The organism is Mesorhizobium sp. M9A.F.Ca.ET.002.03.1.2 (genome assembly GCF_003952365.1).
GTDB lineage: Bacteria > Pseudomonadota > Alphaproteobacteria > Rhizobiales > Rhizobiaceae > Mesorhizobium.
Genome location: NZ_CP034443.1, coordinates 4,310,704 through 4,329,031, shown reverse-complemented (window position 1 = coordinate 4,329,031; position 18,328 = coordinate 4,310,704). Strand labels below are relative to the sequence as shown.

The window sequence follows — 18,328 nt, the reverse complement described above, 5'->3', positions numbered from 1 at the left end:
CGATCGAGGCGCTGCAAGGTGTTAGCAGCATCAGGACCCGCGGCAAACGATGAGTAACGCCAACGTCCTTGATGCGGTAGTAATCGGGGCAGGCTGGGCCGGCCTGGGTGTCAGCTATTGGCTGGCACGACGGGGCCTGCGCCATAGCGTATTGGAGCGAGGCCGCATAGGAGAGACATGGCGCGCACAGCGATGGGATTCATTTCGGATGAATACCCCCAACGTGCAGACCGTTATGCCAGGCGACTGCTATGACGGCCCAGATCCGTCTGGTGCCCTGACGCGCGACCAGTTCGTCGCTCTCCTCGAGGACTTCGCCAGGCGCAACGCGCTCCCGGTCGAACCGGATACTGCGGTGACCGAACTTTCGCGCGCGCACGAGAACGGCGCGTATCGGCTAACCACCTCACGTGGCACGCTTTTGGCGCGGAACGTGATCGTCGCAAGTGGCAGCCTGAATTGTCCGGTGCGGCCAATTTGGGCCGCTGCGTTACCGCCTGTCCTTCGCCAGATCGACGCTTCCGGCTACCGCAGCGCTGCGGATCTCCCCGATGGAGCGGTGCTGGTGGTCGGAAGTGGCCAATCGGGTGCCCAGATCGCGGAGGAGTTGGCGGAAGCAGGCCGAACAGTCTTCCTTGCCACCAGTCGTGTCGGACGGCTGCCACGGCGCTACCGAGGCCGCGACGTCATGGTCTGGCTCCTCGAATGTGGGTTTCTCGACGTGCGACGAGAGGAGGTCATTCGACTTGCGGGACGCATCCCGCCTCGCGGTGTGCTTGGGTCGGTGCATACGATAAGCCTTCAAGCGCTCAGCGCCCAAGGTGTCGTGCTTCTTGGGCGATTGACTGGCGTCGAGGATGGCGGCCGCCTCTCGTTCGCCGACGATCTCGAAGCGAATGTTCGCTTTGCAGATGAAGCCTCCGACAACATCAAACGCCATATCGACGAATATATCAGCCGCGCTGGAATCGATGCACCCGTTTCGGAGCCCGACCCGGCGGAGACGGTCGCGATACGTCAGCCAAACCCGACGATCGGTTTGCTTGATCTCTCCCGGTCCCGCATAACGAGTGTAGTGTGGTGCACAGGCTTCAAGGGCGATTTCAGTTGGGTGAGACTTCCCGGGGCGCTCGATGCCGCGGGACAGCCTGTTCACGAGGATGGCGTGGCCGCCCTGCCAGGCCTCTACTTCGCCGGGTTGGATTTCGCCTCCACCCGCAAGTCAGGCATAATATTGGCGATCGCCGAGGAAGCACCTCGCCTTGTCGAACACATCGTAGGGCATTCGTGACGGCCTGGACACTAAACCGCCCAAGGCAAGCAGCCGCTTTGCGCCACCACCTCAGGCCGCCGAGCGCCGTCCGGGCATCGGCGTTCCTGGCGTCTCATGGCCGACCGGCGTCACCAGCGTCAGGTCGGGATAGCCGCTCTCGATCAGCTCGATCGCGGCCTGCGCCACCTCGTCGTCCGGCTCCAGCATCGACAGGAAGACCTCGGTGCCCTCGCCCACCAGGCGGCTGATGCCTTGCGCGTCGGTGGGTCCGCATTCGACCACGACCAGATCGTAGGCAGTGGTCAACGACTGCATGATGATCGGCAGCCGGTCGGCGGCGCGCATGGCGCGGACCGGATCGGCGGTGCCGACGGGAATGACGTGGCAGTCCGAATAGAGATCGGGATGGATCACGTCGCTGAACACCGCTTCGGAGGCGAGCAGATTGGTAATGCCCGGGAAAAGCCTGCTGTCCAGCATCGGCCGCGAGGCGGCGCCCGAAGCGGTGAGATCGAGCAGGAGCACACGCAGGCCGGCGTCCGAGACCTCGCGCGCCACCAGGACCGCCGAGGCGGCAGCCTCGTCGCCTTCCGGCGAGACGAATATGGCGCGCGCGGCACCACTGGCGATCAGTTTTTCAGCTGCATGCTCGATGTCGATCTCACCCAAGGTCGCACGCGCCGGTACTGGCTCGGCGAACGCCTGCTCTTCGGAGGCCGGCTCTTCGGCCGTCGCGATCATATCGGGGGCCGCTGCAGCATAGGGCATCGCGGCGGTATAGGGCTTCGCGTCGGCTTCCGGCTGACGCTCCTCTGTCTCCTGGAGGACAGTGGGTTCCTGGCGGACAGCCGGCATCGCGACCTGTTCGATCCGCTCGAAGCGAGCGCCGGTGGCCGGCCGCATGGCGCGACCCGAAAACAGCTCTTGCAGAAGCGTCACGATCGCCATGAGCAGCAACGAGCCGACCAAGGCCGCACCGGCAATCGGCAGGATCTTCGGGAAATAGGGCTCCGACGGCGCCACCGCGCGGGAAAAGACACGGGCATCGACCGGCAGATAGTTGCTGTCCTTGCGCGAGGACGCCTCACGGTAGCGGGTCAGGTAGGATTCGAGCAGTTGGCGCTGGGCGGTCGCTTCGCGCTGCAGCGCATCCAGTTCGACCTGCTGGTCGCCGGCGCGCGCCGATGCGGCCTTCAGCGTGTTGACGTCGGCGACAAGCTGGTTTTCACGGGCCTGGGCGGTCTGCGCCTGCGTCATCAGGCCTTTCATAATCTTTTCGGCCTCGTTGCGGATCTGGCGATCGAGATCTGCAAGCTGCGATTTCAGCGCCCGGATGCGCGGATGATTGTCGAGCAAGGAGGTGGAGAGGTCGGCGATATTGGCGTTGAGCTCGACCTGCCGCTCGCGCAGGCGCTGGATGAGCTCGGAAGACAGCACCTCCGGCACCGCATCCAGCGAGCCGCCATTCTGCAGCGCCCTGCGCACGCTGTCGGCGGTCGCTTCCGCCGAGGCGCGATTGGCGCGCACCCGCGACAGTTCGCTCGACAGTTCGGAAAGCTGTTGCGTGGCGAGCACCGAATTGTTGCCGCCCATCAAGAGATCGGACTGGGCGCGATAGCTTGCCACCTTGGCCTCGGCATCCTTTACCCGCCTCGACAGGTCGGCGATCTCAGGCGCCAGCCAGTCGGTTGCGGCGGAATTCGATTCGGTCTTGGCATTGCCCTGGACGGAGATGTAGGCGTCGGCGATGGCGTTCGGAATTTCGGCGGCGAGCCTGGGGTTTTCCGAGGAGAATTCGATGACGATAACGCGAGACTTTTCAACGCGGTAGACGTTGAGCTTCTCGCGCATCGTCTTCAGCACGCGTTCTTGCGGCGGAATCTCGTTGGGGTCGCTTTTCAGGCCGGCGATGACGAGCAGACGGCTCAATACCGGCATGTCCGCCGTTTCGTCGAACTCGGGAAGCCGCGACAAATTGAGCTTCTGCGCCACCTGCTTGAGGATGTCGGTCGAGGAAATGACCTCGACCTGACTGGTCACGCCTTCCTCGTCCAGAATCGGCTTGTCGTTGTCGTTTGTGCCGTCGGGGCGCGTGTAAACCGATTCACGCGTTTCGATCAAAAGCCGTGTTTCGGCCTTGTAATGCGGCGTAGCGAGCCAGGCGAGCGCTAACGCCAAGCCGGTTACAACCAGCGCGACGACAAGAATGCGAAGCCAGTTCCTCGCAAGGCTTGCGAAGAGCTGCCTGAGATCGACGTCGACATTTGCGGCCGCGGATTGAACGGACATGCATCCTGCTCCGGTACTTAAAGCGCGTCGCGTTTGAACAGATTCATGCGACGCGCTTTAAGGTCTTGTTTTCATGCATGCCGTTATCCCAAAACCGCTGCGCACTTTGGGCGACATGCATTGGTCACGATGCACCGTAAACAACTATGGTAACTCAGCCGTTAATATCGCGATAAGCCTCTGTTAGGGTTTACTGGCAAGCGGCAACAAAAGCATCAGAATCGGCCATCTTTCATCCGTTGCCGCCACTTCGGCAGCGCGCCTTTACCGGCCATTAACCCTAACGGGACGATAACGGACCCCGATCCTCAGGGTTTGCCGCGGTGTAACGGCGGCCAGTCGAAGGTACGTGTCCGGTCATGAAAAGCACTGCTTCCCTCTTCCGCGCGCTGCTCACCGTGTCGTTGCTTGCCGGCTGCTCCAGCTACCGGCCGGCGCCGGCAGCCTTTCATAAAACGCTCGACCAGCCCTATCGCCTCGGCGCCGGCGACCGGGTCCGCGTCACCGTGTTCGAGCAGGAAGGATTGACCAACATCTACAGCGTCGACCAGTCCGGCTACCTGTCCATCCCGCTCGTCGGCGCCGTGCCGGCGCGCGGCCACACTGCACATCAACTCGAAGGCGAGATCGCCGACAAATTGCGCCAAGGCTACCTGCGCGACCCGGACGTTTCGGTCGAGATCGACCGGTACCGGCCGATCTTCATCATGGGCGAAGTCGGTGCCGCGGGCCAGTATTCCTATGTTCCCGGCCTGACCGTGCAGAAGGCGATTGCCATCGCCGGCGGGTTCAGCCCGCGCGCCAACCAGGAAAGCGTCGACATCACCCGCGACATCAACGGCAAGGTCATGACCGGTCGCGTGCCGACCTCCGACCCGCTTCTGCCCGGCGATACGATCTACGTCCGCGAACGCCTGTTCTAGACCCACGTGGCGGACACTCTCAGGATCGTCCACTGCTTCCGCTCACCTGTCGGAGGGATTTTTCGTCACGTGCGCGACCTGACCGAGGCGCAGGTAGCCGCTGGGCATTCCGTCGGCATCGTCTGCGATTCGACGACGGGCGGCGATTTCGAGGAACATCTGTTCGAACAGATGAAAGGCACAATGGCGCTCGGCATCCATCGCACGCCGATGCAGCGACATGTCGGGCCGGGCGACCTCGCCTCAGCCTGGCGCACCTTTGGGATCATCAAGGAATTGCGGCCGGACGTGCTCCACGGGCACGGCGCCAAGGGTGGCGCCTATGCCCGCCTGTTCGGCTCATTGTTGCGGGTATCAAGGTCTCGCGTAGCCCGCCTTTATTCGCCTCATGGCGGCTCTCTCCACTATGACGAGACGACCGCCACGGGCAAGCTGTTCTTCGCGCTCGAACGGTTCATGGCGCGTTTCACCGACTATCTTCTGTTTGTCTCCGATTATGAAAGGCAGACATATCGCAGGAAGGTCGGCGAACCACCCATCCCGAACAACCTTGTCTACAACGGGCTACGCGCCGCCGAGTTCGAGCCGGTGCGGGTCGAGCGGAATGCAGCCGATGTCCTCTATATCGGCATGATGCGCGACCTCAAGGGACCGGACATCTTCATCGATGCGCTGGTTCTTGCCGCAACGCGGCTCGGCCGCCCGTTGAAAGCGGTGATGGTCGGGGACGGCGACGACCTGCCGCGCTACCATGCACAAGTGAAGCGGCTCGGGCTCGAAGGCCATATGCGCTTCCTGCCGCCGATGCCGGCGCGCGAAGCCTTCGCGCTGGCCGAGTTGGTCGTCGTTCCCTCGCGCGCGGAAGCCATGCCCTACATCGTGCTGGAGACGCTCGCCGCCGGCAAATCGATGATCGCCACCGCCGTCGGCGGCATACCGGAAATCCTGGGCGCCGGTTCTCCTGCGCTGATCCGGCCCGATCCGCGCGAACTCGGCGACAAGATGAGTGCGGCGCTGGCCGACCTCAAAGGCTACGGCAACCTGATGCCCGATACCATCAACCTCAAGGCGCGATTCGGCGCCGACGTGATGGCCGGCGCGATCGAGACGGCCTATTTCGCCGCGCTCAAGCGCTAACCCCAAAGCCGCTCCAAAGCCACCAGTTGTTTCAAGGGTTTCTTAGCTCTCTTTTGCTACTCACCTGAGGGAAGCTTTGCGGATACACCATGAACGAGATCGACCCCGCGCGCCGCTTTTCGATAGAGGCGGTGCGTAAATTCGACGGTCCTCCCGAGAGCCCGACGTCCGGCGGCATGAATGACGTCGCCCGTCAGGTCGCGACGCAGTACCGGCGCGATACCATGTCGCCGATCATGGTCAGCGGCGTCCTGCGCATGGTCGAATTCGCGCTGCTGTTCCTGTCAGGTCTCAGCCTCTATCTCCATTATGTCGGCTTCTTCAACCATCTCGCCTGGCAATATCCGCTGACGATCGCCGCCGCCTCGTTCCTCGCCGTGGTGCTGTTCGACGTCACCGACTGCTACCAGATCGTCTCGCTGATGCGGCCGATTGCCAATTTCGGCCGTCTCCTGCTGGTCTGGGCCGGCACCTTTGCCCTGATGGCACTGACGGCATTCATCATGAAGATGTCGGAGGATTACTCGCGCCTGCTTTTCGGCACCTGGTTCGTCGTCGGTTTCGTGCTGATCTTCGGCCTCAGGCTCATGATGTCCAAGCTGATCCGGCGCTGGGCGCGCGACGGGCGCATGGAGCGTCGCGCCGTCATCGTCGGCGGCGGCACGGCGGCGGAAGTCCTGATCCGCTCCGTCGAAAAGCAGCCTTACAACGACATCCGCATCTGCGGCATCTTCGACGACCGCGGCGACAAGCGCTCGCCACCCATCGTCGCCGGCTACCCGAAGCTCGGCACCGTTTCCGAGCTCATCGAGTTCGCCCGCATCGCCCGCATCGACATGCTGATCGTGTCGCTGCCGCTGACCGCCGAATCGCGCGTCCTGCAGCTTTTGAAGAAGCTGTGGGTGCTGCCGGTCGATATCCGGCTATCGGCGCATTCGAACGCGCTGCAGTTCCGGCCGCGCTCCTATTCCTACATCGGCTCCGTGCCGATGCTCGATATCTTCGACAAGCCGATCAACGACTGGGATTCGGTCGCCAAGCGCGCCTTCGACATCGTCTTCTCGATCATCGGCATCATCGTGTTCTCGCCGGTCATGCTGGCGACCGCGATCGCCATCAAGCTCGACAGCAAGGGACCGGTGCTGTTCCACCAGAAGCGGCACGGCTTCAACAATGAGGTCATCGAGGTCTACAAGTTCCGCTCGATGTATACGGACAAGGCGGACCCGACGGCCAAGCAGACGGTGACCAAGAACGACCCGCGCGTCACCCGCGTCGGCCGCTTCATCCGCAAGACCTCGATCGACGAGTTGCCGCAGTTCTTCAATTCGCTTTTCGGTTCGCTGTCGCTGGTCGGCCCGCGCCCGCACGCCATTGCCGCCCAGTCGCACAATCTCCTCTACAATGAGGTGGTCGACGGCTATTTCGCACGCCACAAGGTCAAGCCCGGCGTCACCGGCTGGGCGCAGATCAATGGCTGGCGCGGCGAGATGGACACCAACGAGAAGATACGCATGCGGACGGAGTACGACCTCTATTACATCGAGAACTGGTCGCTGCTGTTCGATCTGAGGATCCTGTTCCTGACACCGGTCCGGTTGCTCAATACGGAAAACGCCTATTGAGCGCCGTCACGCGCGAACTGCCGCCGGCCGTGGTCAACGCCAAGCTGATCGCGCTGATTGCGTCGGGCGCGGTTTTCCTCGGCGTCTTCCTGTCCGGTTTCGTCATCGACGAGCCGGCGCCATACGACCTCTACATGGCCGGGCTGATGGCGGTGTGGACCCTGTTCGGCCTGCGCATATCGCGCGCGGCGGCGCCGCTGCTGGTGCTCTTGGTGATCATGAACATCGGCGGCATGATCTCGATGACCCAGATGTCGGATATTGCCAGCACCCCGCTCTATCTCTCGGTGTCGCTGTTCCTTGCCTTCACCGCGGCTTTCTTCGCCTCGGTGACATCGGTCCAGCCCAGTCTCTACCGGTCGATCTTCCTGGCCTATGTGATGTCGGCGGTGCTGACCTCGATGCTTGGTATAGCAGGCTATTTCCATGCCTTCCCTGGGGCGGAGATCTTCACCAAGTACGACCGCGCCACGGGCGCCTTCCAGGATCCGAACGTGTTCGGGCCGTTCCTGGTGCTGCCCGGCATCTACCTGCTCCATCTCCTGCTGACAGGCCCAGTCTCACGCATGCCCTTGCTGGCGGTGCCGCTGCTGATCATCACGGCCGGCATTTTCTTCTCCTTCTCGCGCGGCGCCTGGGGCATGTTCGGCGTTGCGGCGATCCTGCTCACCGGCGCTCTGTTCCTGCAGAGCGCCAGCGGCATGTTCCGGCTGCGTGTCGTCGTCATGACCGTCGCCGCCATCTCGCTGCTGGTCGTCGCGATGCTTGTCATCCTGCAGCTGCCGGGCGTCTCGGAGATGTTTTCCAGCCGCGCCCAGCTGGAGCAGAGTTATGACACCGCCCGCCTCGGCCGCTTCGCCCGCTACACGATCGGTTTCCAGATGGCGCTGGAGCATCCGCTCGGCATCGGCCCGCTCGTCTTCGGCACGATTTTCGGCGAGGACACGCACGACATCTGGCTGAAGATGCTGATGGACTATGGCTGGCTCGGCTTCGTGTCGTTCCTGACGCTGACGTGCTGGACGATCGCCGCCGGCTTCCGCATTCTCCTGCGCGACAGGCCGTGGCAGCCCTATCTTCTGTGCGCCTATGTCGCCTTCATCGGCAATATCGGCTTGGGCACCTTCATCGACATCGATCATTGGCGCCATGTCTATCTGCTGCTCGGACTGATCTGGGGCGCCATCGCGCTCGAATACCGCCATCAGCGGCAATTAAGGCCGGCGGCGCAGCCCATGCCGGCGGCTGCAATTCCATCTGGCAGAAAAGCCGCCGAATTCGGTTGACCGGAACCGGGTTATCACGATACATCGCGACCGGTCCGGAGTGTAGCGCAGCCCGGTAGCGCACTTGACTGGGGGTCAAGGGGTCGTCGGTTCGAATCCGGCCACTCCGACCATTAAGTCCTTGAAGCCCAAGGCTTATTGAAATCCGGGGAAACTAGGGACGCGCGAGAACGGGAAATTAGGGCCTTCGAGGCCTTTCCTTTCCGGCCACCGTGGCTTTTTGGAGCCGCGCCCTCCAGCCGATCAGTTCGCGTCAAGCCCACCACCAGCTCAGCCTTTTTGGTATCACACGCGATCGATATCGAAACCAAATGGGGGATCAGGTGTGGGTGGCCCACCGAAACCGGCATCGAATGTAGCCGGCAAATACTCCCATGAGCGCGCATGACGCACGTCAGGACTCAGCTATCTTTAGGTGCGGGAGTGCCTAACTTTCGCCTGACCGGCGCCGCCAGGCATCCCCTATACCTGCAGCGCCGGTCACCCTTTGTTCTTGCTTCCCGCACGGACGCGCTGCGGCGCAATTCCACCGACCATGGCGGGCGGCCCCCTTCTCGAAGGCGGCCGCCGCCGTTGGACCGGCCGCAAAAACGGCCATGCGATCCGGGGTCGAGAGCTCGCCGGTTCGAATTCGGCCGCTCCGACCATGTTGAGCAGATACTCTGGTGTCGCTGTTACGAGACGGGTCGATTTTCCGCGGATTGTGCCAGAACGGCTGTATCGATCAGCGCGTTTTCCGGAAGCCGAAGCGCAGAGGCTATTCGTCGAAGCTTCGACGGGTCGGCACTCCTGCCGTTTTCGATGTCCGCGATCTCATCGACCGCCAGGCCGCACGTCAGGGACAGCTCTTCCATGCTGTATCCCCTGGTTTCCCGGATGGCTCTGAGGGCGCTGTGATCAGGCACAGCTTCGATTGCCGCCAGTTCGGAGATGGGCTCTTTTTTTGCTATGTGGGGCATTGGCAACTCCATGGGCTGAAAGAGTTTGATCAAATAATGATGTTGCCTGGAACGGTTGCGAGAATGCCCGGTCATTAACGATTTGCCAAGCACCAAAAAAACCGTCACGGCATCGTGATACCGACCAGTGCAGACTTGGCATAGGCCGCAGCGACGCCGGCGCGGGATGCCATTCCGACCGGGTTCGTTCGACTGGCCGATCGCCGACCTGTTTGACGGCTCCGAGCCGCTCGCTCGTCAAGCGACTGTCACTGGCCGCCAGCCGTTTTGAGAGATCGGATCAGCAGCGGGAACTTGATGCAAGCGCAAACGCGTCAGGGGCCGCGAATTTTTCTGAACGCACGTGTGAACCTTTCCTCTGAGAGCCGCACCAAGATGGCATGGACGCCAAGAAGGCGATCCCCAACCAGAAGGACGCCAGGACGGCGATCCTCGATCCAGAGAAGGAAATGCTCAAATGACCAATATCTCGAACTTCAAGCGCCTTTCGCTCGCCGCGGCCATCGTCGTCTCGGCCTTCGGCTCGATTTCCGTTCCGAGCTCGGCCTTCGCCGACGGCACCATTCCGAGCGGCGGCGGCGCTGTCTGCAAGGGTCACGGCCCCTGTATGGTGCTGCAGCTCGACTGCAAGGGCAAATACGTTGACGGCACTGATTCCTCCGGCACCGTCTATGGCAAGTGCTACCAGACCACTCAGGTCGGCACGAAGGGCAAGATCAGGCTCGCGCGCTGATCGACTGTCGTCGACAAAAATGGCGGCCGTCCGCGGACGGCCGCCATTTTCTTTTGTCTCAACGTGCCGATCTCGATGTCGCTCGCGACGTTTTCTGCTGCCGGCTGAGGAACAGGCTGGCGACGAGCCCGACCACAACCAGCCCGACAGCAGCCGCTGTCGCCGGATGATCGCGCGCCGTCTTCTCGATCGCTCTGCCTTGCTTCCTGATCGCGGGCAGAGCGTCGCTGAAGCGCTCGGCAATATCCGAATAATAGCCCGATGCGGCGTCACGCCCATCCTCGTAGTAGGAGCCGCCCCGCCTGGACACGGCTTTCCTCAACGCCGCCAGTTCCCTGGAAAGGGCCGCGACCTGCTTTTCAAGATCGATGTCGGAGAGGGTGGAAAATAATGTCATGATGTACGTCCTTCCTTTGCGGAAGGAACGCATGATTCCGGAAGCAGTTCCGGTTTCTGCCCGCGATCGATCGGCTCTTAAAGCGCGTCGCGTCAGCGCACCTGATCGAGCAGGCGCTTGCACTCCAGAAGGTCGAACAGCGCCTCCTGCAGCAAAGCGCGATTGTCACGCGAGAGTTTCGACGTGCCCGGTTGCACCGGGCCTTCGTCGTCGGTCTTGCCAATGCCGAAAAAGCGCCGGCTGGGTTTCACCTTGGGCTCGCCAACCAGCATCTCGTCATCCGCGCCGCGCGGCTGGGCAGCCGGCGTCAGCGGCACCGCATCGGCCTGCCGGCGCTGCGCGATCGCCTCGACCGCTGCCATGTCGCCATTGCCGATGGCGACCAGGAAATGGTTGCCGTTCTCGCGCAGCAGCTTCTGCACGCCCTTGATCGTGTAGCCCTGGTCGTAGAGCATGTGGCGGATGCCTTTGATCAGTTCGACATCCTGCGGCCGGTAGTAGCGGCGGCCACCGCCGCGCTTCATCGGCTTGATCTGATTGAAACGCGTTTCCCAGAAACGCAGCACGTGCTGCGGCAGGTCGAGATCTTCTGCGACCTCACTGATGGTGCGGAAAGCATCGGGGCTCTTGTCCATGGGCGAAATCCTCACGCTGGAGCATGATCCCGAAAAGTGGGAATCGGTTTTCGGACAAGATCATGCTCAACAAAGAGTCATTCCGATCCGGCCTGTCCTGCCGAATCAGGCTTTATTTCAGCGGTTTATGAAACAATATTCAAGCCTGGCGTCAAAGGGAGCGGCTGTTTTCAACCGAAGCCTTGAAGCAGGCGCTACTTACCGCCCTTGGCCTTGCTGTTCTGATGGGCGCGCAGGATGCGGTTCTTCAGTACATTCGACGACTTGAAGGTCATCACGCGGCGCGGCAGGATCGGCACTTCTTCGCCGGTTTTGGGATTGCGCCCGATGCGCTCGTTCTTGGAGCGGACATGGAACGTTGCGAACGACGACAATTTCACCGTCTCGCCGCGAACGATCGCTTCGCAAATCTCGTCCAGAACCGCCTCGACCAGTTCGGCCGATTCAGTACGCGACAGGCCAACCTTGCGGTAAACGGCTTCGGCAAGGTCGGCGCGCGTAAGTGTCTTTCCCCCCATGCGAACCGTCCCATCAGCTCAAAAACATAAATCGATACAAGCAACGGCAGAACCTAAGTAATTGATCCGTCAAGGTCAAGGACCGAACCTGTCAGTTCGGCACTTACCAGCGAACCAAAACCGCGCCCCAGGTGAAGCCCCCGCCCATCGCCTCGAGCAGCACCAGGTCACCCTTCTTGATGCGGCCGTCGGCGACGGCCACCGACAGAGCCAGCGGCACGGAAGCAGCCGAGGTGTTGCCGTGCAAATCGACCGTAACCACAACCTTTTGCTCTGCTATTTCGAGCTTTTTGGCGGAAGCGTCGATAATTCGTTTGTTGGCCTGATGCGGCACGAACCAGTCGAGATCCTCAGCGGTGATGCCGGCAGCCGAGAATGTCGCCTCGATGACGTCGGTGATCATGCCGACCGCGTGCTTGAACACTTCGCGGCCTTCCATCCTGAGATAGCCCACCGTTCCGGTGGTCGATGGTCCGCCATCGACGAACAGCTTGTCCTTGTGGGTCCCGTCGGAGCGCAGGCTGGCCGCCAGCACGCCGCGGTCGACAATGCTGCCCGTCCCCTCTCCTGCCTCCAGCACCATCGCGCCGGCGCCGTCGCCAAACAGGACGCAGGTCGAGCGGTCGCTCCAGTCGAGGATGCGCGAGAAGGTTTCCGAGCCGATCACCAGCACGCGTTTGGCCAGGCCGCCACGGATATAGAGGTCGGCGGTCGTCACCGCGTAGACGAAGCCCGAGCACACCGCCTGCAGGTCGAAGGCGAAGCCGTGATGCATGCCGAGCCGGTTCTGGATGTCGACGGCGGTGGCCGGAAACGTGTTGTTGGGCGTCGAGGTCGCCAGCACGATCAGATCGATGTCATCAGGCGTCAGCCCGGCATTGTCGAGGGCCGCGCGCGCCGCCGCCTCGCCGAGCGAAGCCGTTGTCTCGTCGTCGGCCGCGATATGGCGCTGGCGGATGCCGGTGCGCTGGGCGATCCACTCGTCGGAGGTCTCGACCATGCCTTCGAAATCGGCATTCTTCATGATGCGGCGGGGCAGCGCGGCGCCTGTGCCGCGCACGACTGATCTGATCAAGGCTCTTTCCTATTCCTTTGCGTCGGCAACGACGTCGGATTTCCTGGATGTCTGGGCATGCGGATTGCGCGCATGGAACAGGTCGAGATCGGCTTCGATGCGATCGAGCAGATTGTTACGCACCATGTCGTAGCCAAGCTCGATCGCTGCCGCGAAGCCATCCGAATCAGCCCCGCCGTGGCTTTTCACCACGATGCCGTTCAGCCCCAGGAAAACACCGCCGTTGGAGCGGCCGACATCCATCTTCTCGCGCAGGCGATCGAAGGCGCCCTTGGCGAATATATAGCCGATCCTGGCCATCAGCGTCCGGTTCATCGCGGCGCGCAGGTAACCGGCGATCTGCCTCACCGTGCCTTCCGCCGTCTTCAGCGCGATGTTGCCGGCAAATCCTTCGGTGACGACCACGTCGACAGCGCCCTTGCCGATGTCGTCGCCCTCGACGAAACCGTGGTAGTTCATCGAGGCCATGTTGGCCTCGCGCAACATGCGGCCCGCCTCCTTGACCTCTTCCTGGCCCTTGATCTCCTCGACGCCGACATTGAGCAGGCCGACACTCGGCCGTTCGATGCCGAAAACCGAGCGCGCCATGCCGGTGCCCAGAATGGCGAAATCAATCAGCTGATGCGCATCCGCGCCGATGGTGGCGCCGACGTCCAGCACCACGCTTTCGCCGCGCAATGTCGGCCAAAGAGCGGCGATCGCCGGGCGGTCGATGGTCGCCATGGTGCGAAGGCAGAATTTCGACATCGCCATCAAAGCACCGGTGTTGCCGGCAGAGACGCAGGCATCGGCAGTGCCTGCCTTGACTGCCTCGACCGCTTTCCACATCGACGACTTCCAGCGGCCATGGCGCAGCGCCTGGCTCGGCTTGTCGTCCATGCTGACCGCTATCTCGCAGTGGATGAACTCGCTCACTGCCGCCAGCTTGGGGAGTTTTGCGAGCTCGGGGCGCACCGCCTCCTCGCGGCCATAGATGACGAAGCGGATGTCGGGGCGCCGGGTCGCGACCGTCATGAGCGCCGGGATGACCACGCTTGGTCCGTGATCGCCGCCCATGGCATCGATGGAAATCCTGATCACGCGGTAATCATCTCACAGTTTGCTTGAGCGAGCGCCTGGCGCTTGCGACGGTTCGGGGCTCGCGAAGGTTCGGCGAAAATAGCGGTTTTGGGCCGCCGCACAACCGGCTTTTCTCCGATTGGGTCGGGTTTCAGGATTTTCCCAGCAGGGAACGCAGCTTTTGCTGGAATTCGCTTTCCGCAGTCCCGGCATCGTCGGCAGCCTCCATCGAAACGCCTTGCTTGCGCGGATAGGGATCGATCGCCAGTCCAAAGAACTGTTCGGCGAGCGCCCCGACATCGATCGTATTGCCGGAAAAGGTTTCCGGGCTGTCCGGCCCTTCGGCATCGAGCAGAATCTCGCCGCCGCCCTCGAAACCCTGCCGCCCGAGCTTGGACTGCTCCGGCAGGAACAGTGCGTCGACCGCCTCGTCGATATGCGCCTCGACCGGATCGAGGGTGACGATGCAGGCCTGGGTGATGTCGGCTTCGACGCGGCCGCTGACCTGGACGCCGTTGCGCTTCCATGGCGCCACCAGCAGTTCGGCGCGGTAGTTCTCGACCGAAAGCAACTCGTGCTCGGCGGCCAGCGCGGCACGCTGCGCGGCGTCGGCCTCGACCACCACCTGCAGCCCCTTTTGCGGCAGCCGGGCGACGTTGGCCACGAAGGACACGGGGCTCTTGGGATCGGCGTGTTTCATCTTTTCCTTAGATAGCCTTGTTTCCTTAAATAGTCTTGGCGACGGGGAATGCCACTGTGCCGGAAACAATCGATTCGGTCGGCTGTTCCGCGAGTTGCCTGGAGGCGCCGGCGACGTAGCCGGCCAGATGCGCTGCCTGCGGCCAGGCGCCGGCATCGGGCCTGACATTGCGGGCAAGAGCGGCGGCGAGTGCATCGTGGTCATTTCGTTCCAGCGCATCGTCATAGGCGGCGGTGCGGCCATAGAACATCTTCGCCAGTTTCTTCATGCGCTTGGGCACACCGACGTCGCCGATGCCCAGTTCCCGCAGCGAATGCTCGACATCCATGAAGAACTCGTCGATCAGCACCTGCGCGACCTCGCCTGCAACACCGCCCTCCCCGCGCAGCCGGTGCTGGAACAGGAACATGTGCAGCGACAGCATCTCGAAGCGGCCAAGCGGGGTGTCCGGTACATTCCAGCCGGAATAAAATACGGTTTGCCGCGCCGCTGCCACGATTTGTACGTAAAGCGCCTCGGTGATAGCGCGGTTGGCATGACGTTCGCGGCCGAAAAGGCGCTGGAACATTGAGGGTGGTCTCCCGGGGACCGTTTGTTGAATTGGCCTTGTTGCATCGGCGAGCAAGCTGGTTTACCGGTTTTGCGGCCCAGCGCAAGTTGCGGCCAGCTAATGGAGTTGTAGTTGCGCGCGCTGAAATTCAAATCGACTTTTCTGCCCAGGTCCGCCGGCGCGATCTCGCTGCTGGCGGTTGCTTCGGCGCTTTCCGCCTGCAACTCGTCGAAGATGATCGGCGATCTCAATCCGAGCGAGACGCTGACGCAGGGCTATGTCATCGACCAGCAGGCGATCGACCTGGTGCCGGTCGGCTCGAGCCGCGAACAGGTGCTTCTGGCGCTCGGCACCCCGTCGACGAAGGCGACGTTCGACAATGAGGCCTTCTATTACATATCGCAGACGCGCAAGCGTTACGTAGCCTTCGACAAGCCGAGGCTGGTCGACCAGAAGGTGCTGGCCGTCTATTTCGGCGAGGACGGGCGTGTTACCCAGATCGCCAATTACGGCTTGAAGGACGGCAAGGTGTTCGACTTCATCTCACGGACCACGCCGACCGGCGGCAAGGACCAGAACTTCCTCAGCCAGATCATCAACGGCGCCAGCAAGCTGGCGCCTGGCCTCCCCGGCGGCGGCGGCAGCACGCCCGGTAGCTGATTTTTCTTTGCTTCCCGAAAGCAGCAACATCTCAGGCGACCGAAAACCCGCGGGAGCGATCCTGCGGGTTTTTGTTTCGAGACAGCGGCATTGCCGCAAGCTTCGGACCACGGACGCTTGAATGCAGCCTGGACCCGTCACAGCATCCAAAACCAAACCCGCGGGATCGCTCCCGCGGGTTTGGTTGTAGATTTGACTCTGGAAAGGCCGAGCGGCCTCAGCCGTGCGCGAGCACGGCCAGCAGCAGCAGGGCGACGATGTTGGTGATCTTGATCGCCGGGTTGACTGCCGGACCGGCGGTGTCCTTGTAGGGATCGCCGACCGTGTCGCCGGTCACCGAGGCCTTGTGCGCTTCGGAACCCTTGAGGTGCTTGACGCCGTCCTTGCCGGTGAAGCCGTCCTCGAACGATTTTTTCGCGTTGTCCCAGGCGCCGCCGCCAGAGGTCATCGAGATCGCGACGAACAGGCCGTTGACGATGACGCCGAGCAGCGAGGCTCCAAGTGCTGCAAAGGCGGACGCCTTCGAGCCCGAAATCAGCAGCACGCCGAAATAGACGACCAGCGGCGCCAGCACCGGCAGCAGCGACGGAATGATCATTTCCCGGATCGCCGCCTTGGTCAGAAGGTCGACCGCACGCGCATAGTTCGGCTTCGACGTGCCGGCCATGATGCCCGGATCCTCGCGGAACTGCTTGCGCACCTCCTCGACAATGGCGCCCGCCGCGCGGCCGACGGCCGTCATGGCGATGCCACCGAACAAATACGGAATCAGGCCGCCGAAGATGAGACCGGCGACAACGTAAGGGTTGGAGAGGTCGAAGGAGACTTCGCCCATGCCCTGGAAGTAAGGATATCTGTCGCCATTGGCGGCAAAGAACTTCAGGTCGTTGGAGTAGGCCGCGAACAGCACCAGCGCGCCGAGACCGGCCGAACCGATGGCGTAACCTTTTGTCACCGCCTTGGTGGTGTTGCCGACGGCGTCGAGCGCATCGGTGGATTGGCGCACTTCCTTGGGCAAGCCAGCCATTTCGGCAATGCCGCCGGCATTGTCGGTGACAGGGCCGAAGGCGTCGAGCGCAACGATCATGCCGGCGAGGCCGAGCATAGTGGTTACCGCGATCGCCGTGCCGTAGAGGCCGGCGAGCTGGTAGGTCGAGATGATGCCGCCGACGATGACGATCGCCGGAAGTGCTGTCGATTCCAGCGAGACCGCAAGGCCCTGGATAACGTTGGTGCCGTGACCGGTGACCGATGCCTGGGCGATGGAGTTCACCGGGCGCTTGTCGGTGCCGGTATAGTATTCGGTGATCACCACGATGAGGCCCGTCACCAGAAGGCCGATCAGGCCGCAGATGAACAGGTTCGTGCCGGTGATGACCATGCCGGCGACCGTGCCGATCTCGCCCCAGCCCAGCGTTAACGAGGTGGCGGCCGAGAGCCCGACGATCGACAACAGGCCGGTGACGATCAGGCCCTTGTAGAGTGCGCCCATGATCGAGCCGTTGGAGCCGAGCTTGACGAAGAACGTGCCGACGATGGAGGTCAGGATGCAGGCGCCACAGATGGCCAGCGGATAGAGCATCGTGGCGCCGAGAACGGCGGTGCCGCCGAAGAAGATGGCGGCGAGGACCATGGTGGCGACCACGGTCACTGCGTAGGTCTCGAACAGGTCGGCGGCCATGCCGGCGCAGTCGCCGACATTGTCGCCGACATTGTCGGCGATGGTGGCCGGATTGCGCGGATCGTCTTCGGGAATGCCGGCTTCGACCTTGCCGACGAGATCGCCGCCGACGTCGGCGCCCTTGGTGAAGATGCCGCCGCCGAGACGCGCGAAGATCGAGATCAGCGAAGCGCCGAAGCCGAGCGAAACCAGCGCGTCGATGACGATACGGTCGTCGGGCTGAAGGCCCATGAACTGGGTGAGGATCGTGTAGTAGATCGAGACGCCGAGCAGGGCCAGGCCAGCGACCAGCATGCCGGTGATGGCGCCCGATTTGAAGGCGATCTCGAGGCCGGCTGCGAGGCTGTTGGAAGCCGCCTGCGCGGTGCGCACATTGGCGCGCACCGAGACGTGCATGCCGATGAAGCCGGCGGCGCCCGACAAAACGGCGCCGATCAGGAAGCCTATGGCGGCGGTGATCGAAAGCAGCCACCACGCGAGCAGCAGCACCACGACCCCGACGATGGCGATGGTCGTGTACTGGCGCGCCAGATAGGCCTGCGCGCCTTCGCGGATGGCCGCGGAGATTTCCTGCATACGCTGATTGCCCTGATCGGCCGCAAGGACCGAACGTGTCGCCCAGATGGCGTAAAGGACTGAAAGCAGGCCGCAGGCGATGACAGCGGAAATTATGGTCATTGCCGAATTTTCCTCGATTGATGGCCCAAAAGAACCCCTCCCTGGGCCGTTGAGACGGGGAGCGGATTCCGCGCGCGGAATCCGCTCCCTTCGCACCGGCTTATGCGAAACAGGGTTGCGAACGTCAAGATATTGTTCGGTTTTTGCCCG

Annotated in this window: 17 protein-coding genes and 1 tRNA gene; 8 read left to right on the top strand and 10 right to left on the bottom strand. The window is 62.6% G+C overall.

Going from position 1 to position 18,328, the window contains the following annotated elements; translation table 11 throughout:
- Positions 1-49 precede the first annotated feature (49 nt).
- The gene (locus EJ066_RS20800; protein ID WP_126041209.1) at positions 50-1,291 is read left to right on the top strand and encodes an NAD(P)/FAD-dependent oxidoreductase; all 1,242 of its coding nucleotides are present in this window, start codon (positions 50-52) and stop codon (positions 1,289-1,291) included.
- Positions 1,292-1,342: 51 nt separating this feature from the next.
- On the opposite strand, the gene EJ066_RS20795 is transcribed toward EJ066_RS20800, so the two are convergent.
- Positions 1,343-3,562, bottom strand: a complete 2,220-nt coding sequence (locus EJ066_RS20795; RefSeq protein WP_126041207.1) for an exopolysaccharide transport family protein — start codon at positions 3,560-3,562, stop codon at positions 1,343-1,345.
- A gap of 359 nt (positions 3,563-3,921) precedes the next feature.
- On the opposite strand from EJ066_RS20795, the gene EJ066_RS20790 reads away from it, so the two are divergent.
- The 5 genes from EJ066_RS20790 to EJ066_RS20770 all read left to right on the top strand — a co-directional run bounded on the left by EJ066_RS20790 (position 3,922) and on the right by EJ066_RS20770 (position 8,646).
- Positions 3,922-4,485 (top strand): polysaccharide biosynthesis/export family protein, encoded by a 564-nt coding sequence (locus tag EJ066_RS20790; protein ID WP_126041205.1) that lies wholly within the window; start codon positions 3,922-3,924, stop codon positions 4,483-4,485.
- Between the two features lie 6 nt (positions 4,486-4,491).
- Positions 4,492-5,622: a glycosyltransferase family 4 protein gene (locus EJ066_RS20785; RefSeq protein ID WP_126041203.1), complete on the top strand. Its 1,131-nt coding sequence runs from the start codon at positions 4,492-4,494 to the stop codon at positions 5,620-5,622.
- A gap of 89 nt (positions 5,623-5,711) precedes the next feature.
- On the top strand, positions 5,712-7,247 hold the full coding sequence (locus EJ066_RS20780; RefSeq protein ID WP_126041201.1) for an undecaprenyl-phosphate glucose phosphotransferase: 1,536 nt from the start codon (positions 5,712-5,714) through the stop codon (positions 7,245-7,247).
- Positions 7,244-8,533, top strand: coding sequence for an O-antigen ligase family protein (locus tag EJ066_RS20775; RefSeq protein ID WP_126041198.1), 1,290 nt, complete (start codon positions 7,244-7,246; stop codon positions 8,531-8,533). Before EJ066_RS20780 ends, EJ066_RS20775 begins: the two co-directional genes overlap by 4 nt.
- A gap of 36 nt (positions 8,534-8,569) precedes the next feature.
- A tRNA-Pro gene (locus EJ066_RS20770) sits at positions 8,570-8,646 on the top strand.
- A 561-nt stretch (positions 8,647-9,207) separates the two neighbouring features.
- Here the strand turns inward: EJ066_RS20770 and EJ066_RS20765 are convergent.
- On the bottom strand, positions 9,208-9,492 hold the full coding sequence (locus EJ066_RS20765) for a helix-turn-helix transcriptional regulator (protein WP_126041196.1): 285 nt from the start codon (positions 9,490-9,492) through the stop codon (positions 9,208-9,210).
- Between the two features lie 457 nt (positions 9,493-9,949).
- Between EJ066_RS20765 and EJ066_RS20760 the strand changes: the two genes are divergently transcribed.
- Complete coding sequence (locus EJ066_RS20760; protein WP_126041194.1) at positions 9,950-10,225, top strand: hypothetical protein; 276 nt, start codon at positions 9,950-9,952, stop codon at positions 10,223-10,225.
- A gap of 58 nt (positions 10,226-10,283) precedes the next feature.
- Here EJ066_RS20760 and EJ066_RS20755 read toward each other — a convergent pair whose 3' ends face one another.
- The 7 genes from EJ066_RS20755 to EJ066_RS20725 form a co-directional block, all read right to left on the bottom strand.
- On the bottom strand, positions 10,284-10,622 hold the full coding sequence (locus tag EJ066_RS20755; RefSeq protein WP_126041192.1) for a hypothetical protein: 339 nt from the start codon (positions 10,620-10,622) through the stop codon (positions 10,284-10,286).
- Between the two features lie 92 nt (positions 10,623-10,714).
- Entirely contained in the window at positions 10,715-11,257 is a 543-nt protein-coding gene (locus EJ066_RS20750) for a MerR family transcriptional regulator (protein WP_126041190.1), read from the bottom strand.
- A gap of 194 nt (positions 11,258-11,451) precedes the next feature.
- Positions 11,452-11,775 carry an integration host factor subunit alpha gene (locus EJ066_RS20745; protein ID WP_126041188.1) on the bottom strand — a complete coding sequence of 108 codons (324 nt, stop codon included), beginning with the start codon at positions 11,773-11,775 and terminating at the stop codon, positions 11,452-11,454.
- Positions 11,776-11,878: 103 nt separating this feature from the next.
- The gene (locus EJ066_RS20740) at positions 11,879-12,850 is read right to left on the bottom strand and encodes a beta-ketoacyl-ACP synthase III (RefSeq protein WP_126041186.1); all 972 of its coding nucleotides are present in this window, start codon (positions 12,848-12,850) and stop codon (positions 11,879-11,881) included.
- A gap of 9 nt (positions 12,851-12,859) precedes the next feature.
- Positions 12,860-13,930 carry a phosphate acyltransferase PlsX gene (plsX, locus tag EJ066_RS20735; protein ID WP_126041184.1) on the bottom strand — a complete coding sequence of 357 codons (1,071 nt, stop codon included), beginning with the start codon at positions 13,928-13,930 and terminating at the stop codon, positions 12,860-12,862.
- A gap of 130 nt (positions 13,931-14,060) precedes the next feature.
- Positions 14,061-14,609 (bottom strand): DUF177 domain-containing protein, encoded by a 549-nt coding sequence (locus tag EJ066_RS20730; RefSeq protein WP_126041182.1) that lies wholly within the window; start codon positions 14,607-14,609, stop codon positions 14,061-14,063.
- Between the two features lie 25 nt (positions 14,610-14,634).
- Complete coding sequence (locus EJ066_RS20725) at positions 14,635-15,177, bottom strand: ubiquinol-cytochrome C chaperone family protein (RefSeq protein WP_126041180.1); 543 nt, start codon at positions 15,175-15,177, stop codon at positions 14,635-14,637.
- Between the two features lie 114 nt (positions 15,178-15,291).
- Here EJ066_RS20725 and EJ066_RS20720 point away from each other — a divergent pair, with 114 nt between their 5' ends.
- Entirely contained in the window at positions 15,292-15,819 is a 528-nt protein-coding gene (locus EJ066_RS20720; RefSeq protein WP_126041178.1) for an outer membrane protein assembly factor BamE, read from the top strand.
- A gap of 217 nt (positions 15,820-16,036) precedes the next feature.
- Here EJ066_RS20720 and EJ066_RS20715 read toward each other — a convergent pair whose 3' ends face one another.
- The gene (locus EJ066_RS20715) at positions 16,037-18,178 is read right to left on the bottom strand and encodes a sodium-translocating pyrophosphatase (protein ID WP_126041176.1); all 2,142 of its coding nucleotides are present in this window, start codon (positions 18,176-18,178) and stop codon (positions 16,037-16,039) included.
- Positions 18,179-18,328 lie beyond the last annotated feature (150 nt).

Excerpts from the sequence above, each read along its gene's own strand:
- EJ066_RS20800 (WP_126041209.1), top strand. The coding sequence starts at position 50 with ATGAGTAACGCCAACGTCCTTGATGCGGTAGTAATCGGGGCAGGCTGG.
- EJ066_RS20795 (WP_126041207.1), bottom strand. The coding sequence starts at position 3,562 with ATGTCCGTTCAATCCGCGGCCGCAAATGTCGACGTCGATCTCAGGCAG.
- EJ066_RS20790 (WP_126041205.1), top strand. The coding sequence starts at position 3,922 with ATGAAAAGCACTGCTTCCCTCTTCCGCGCGCTGCTCACCGTGTCGTTG.
- EJ066_RS20780 (WP_126041201.1), top strand. The coding sequence starts at position 5,712 with ATGAACGAGATCGACCCCGCGCGCCGCTTTTCGATAGAGGCGGTGCGT.
- EJ066_RS20765 (WP_126041196.1), bottom strand. The coding sequence starts at position 9,492 with ATGCCCCACATAGCAAAAAAAGAGCCCATCTCCGAACTGGCGGCAATC.
- EJ066_RS20760 (WP_126041194.1), top strand. The coding sequence starts at position 9,950 with ATGACCAATATCTCGAACTTCAAGCGCCTTTCGCTCGCCGCGGCCATC.
- EJ066_RS20755 (WP_126041192.1), bottom strand. The coding sequence starts at position 10,622 with ATGACATTATTTTCCACCCTCTCCGACATCGATCTTGAAAAGCAGGTC.
- EJ066_RS20750 (WP_126041190.1), bottom strand. The coding sequence starts at position 11,257 with ATGGACAAGAGCCCCGATGCTTTCCGCACCATCAGTGAGGTCGCAGAA.
- EJ066_RS20745 (WP_126041188.1), bottom strand. The coding sequence starts at position 11,775 with ATGGGGGGAAAGACACTTACGCGCGCCGACCTTGCCGAAGCCGTTTAC.
- EJ066_RS20730 (WP_126041182.1), bottom strand. The coding sequence starts at position 14,609 with ATGAAACACGCCGATCCCAAGAGCCCCGTGTCCTTCGTGGCCAACGTC.
- EJ066_RS20725 (WP_126041180.1), bottom strand. The coding sequence starts at position 15,177 with ATGTTCCAGCGCCTTTTCGGCCGCGAACGTCATGCCAACCGCGCTATC.
- EJ066_RS20715 (WP_126041176.1), bottom strand. The coding sequence starts at position 18,178 with ATGACCATAATTTCCGCTGTCATCGCCTGCGGCCTGCTTTCAGTCCTT.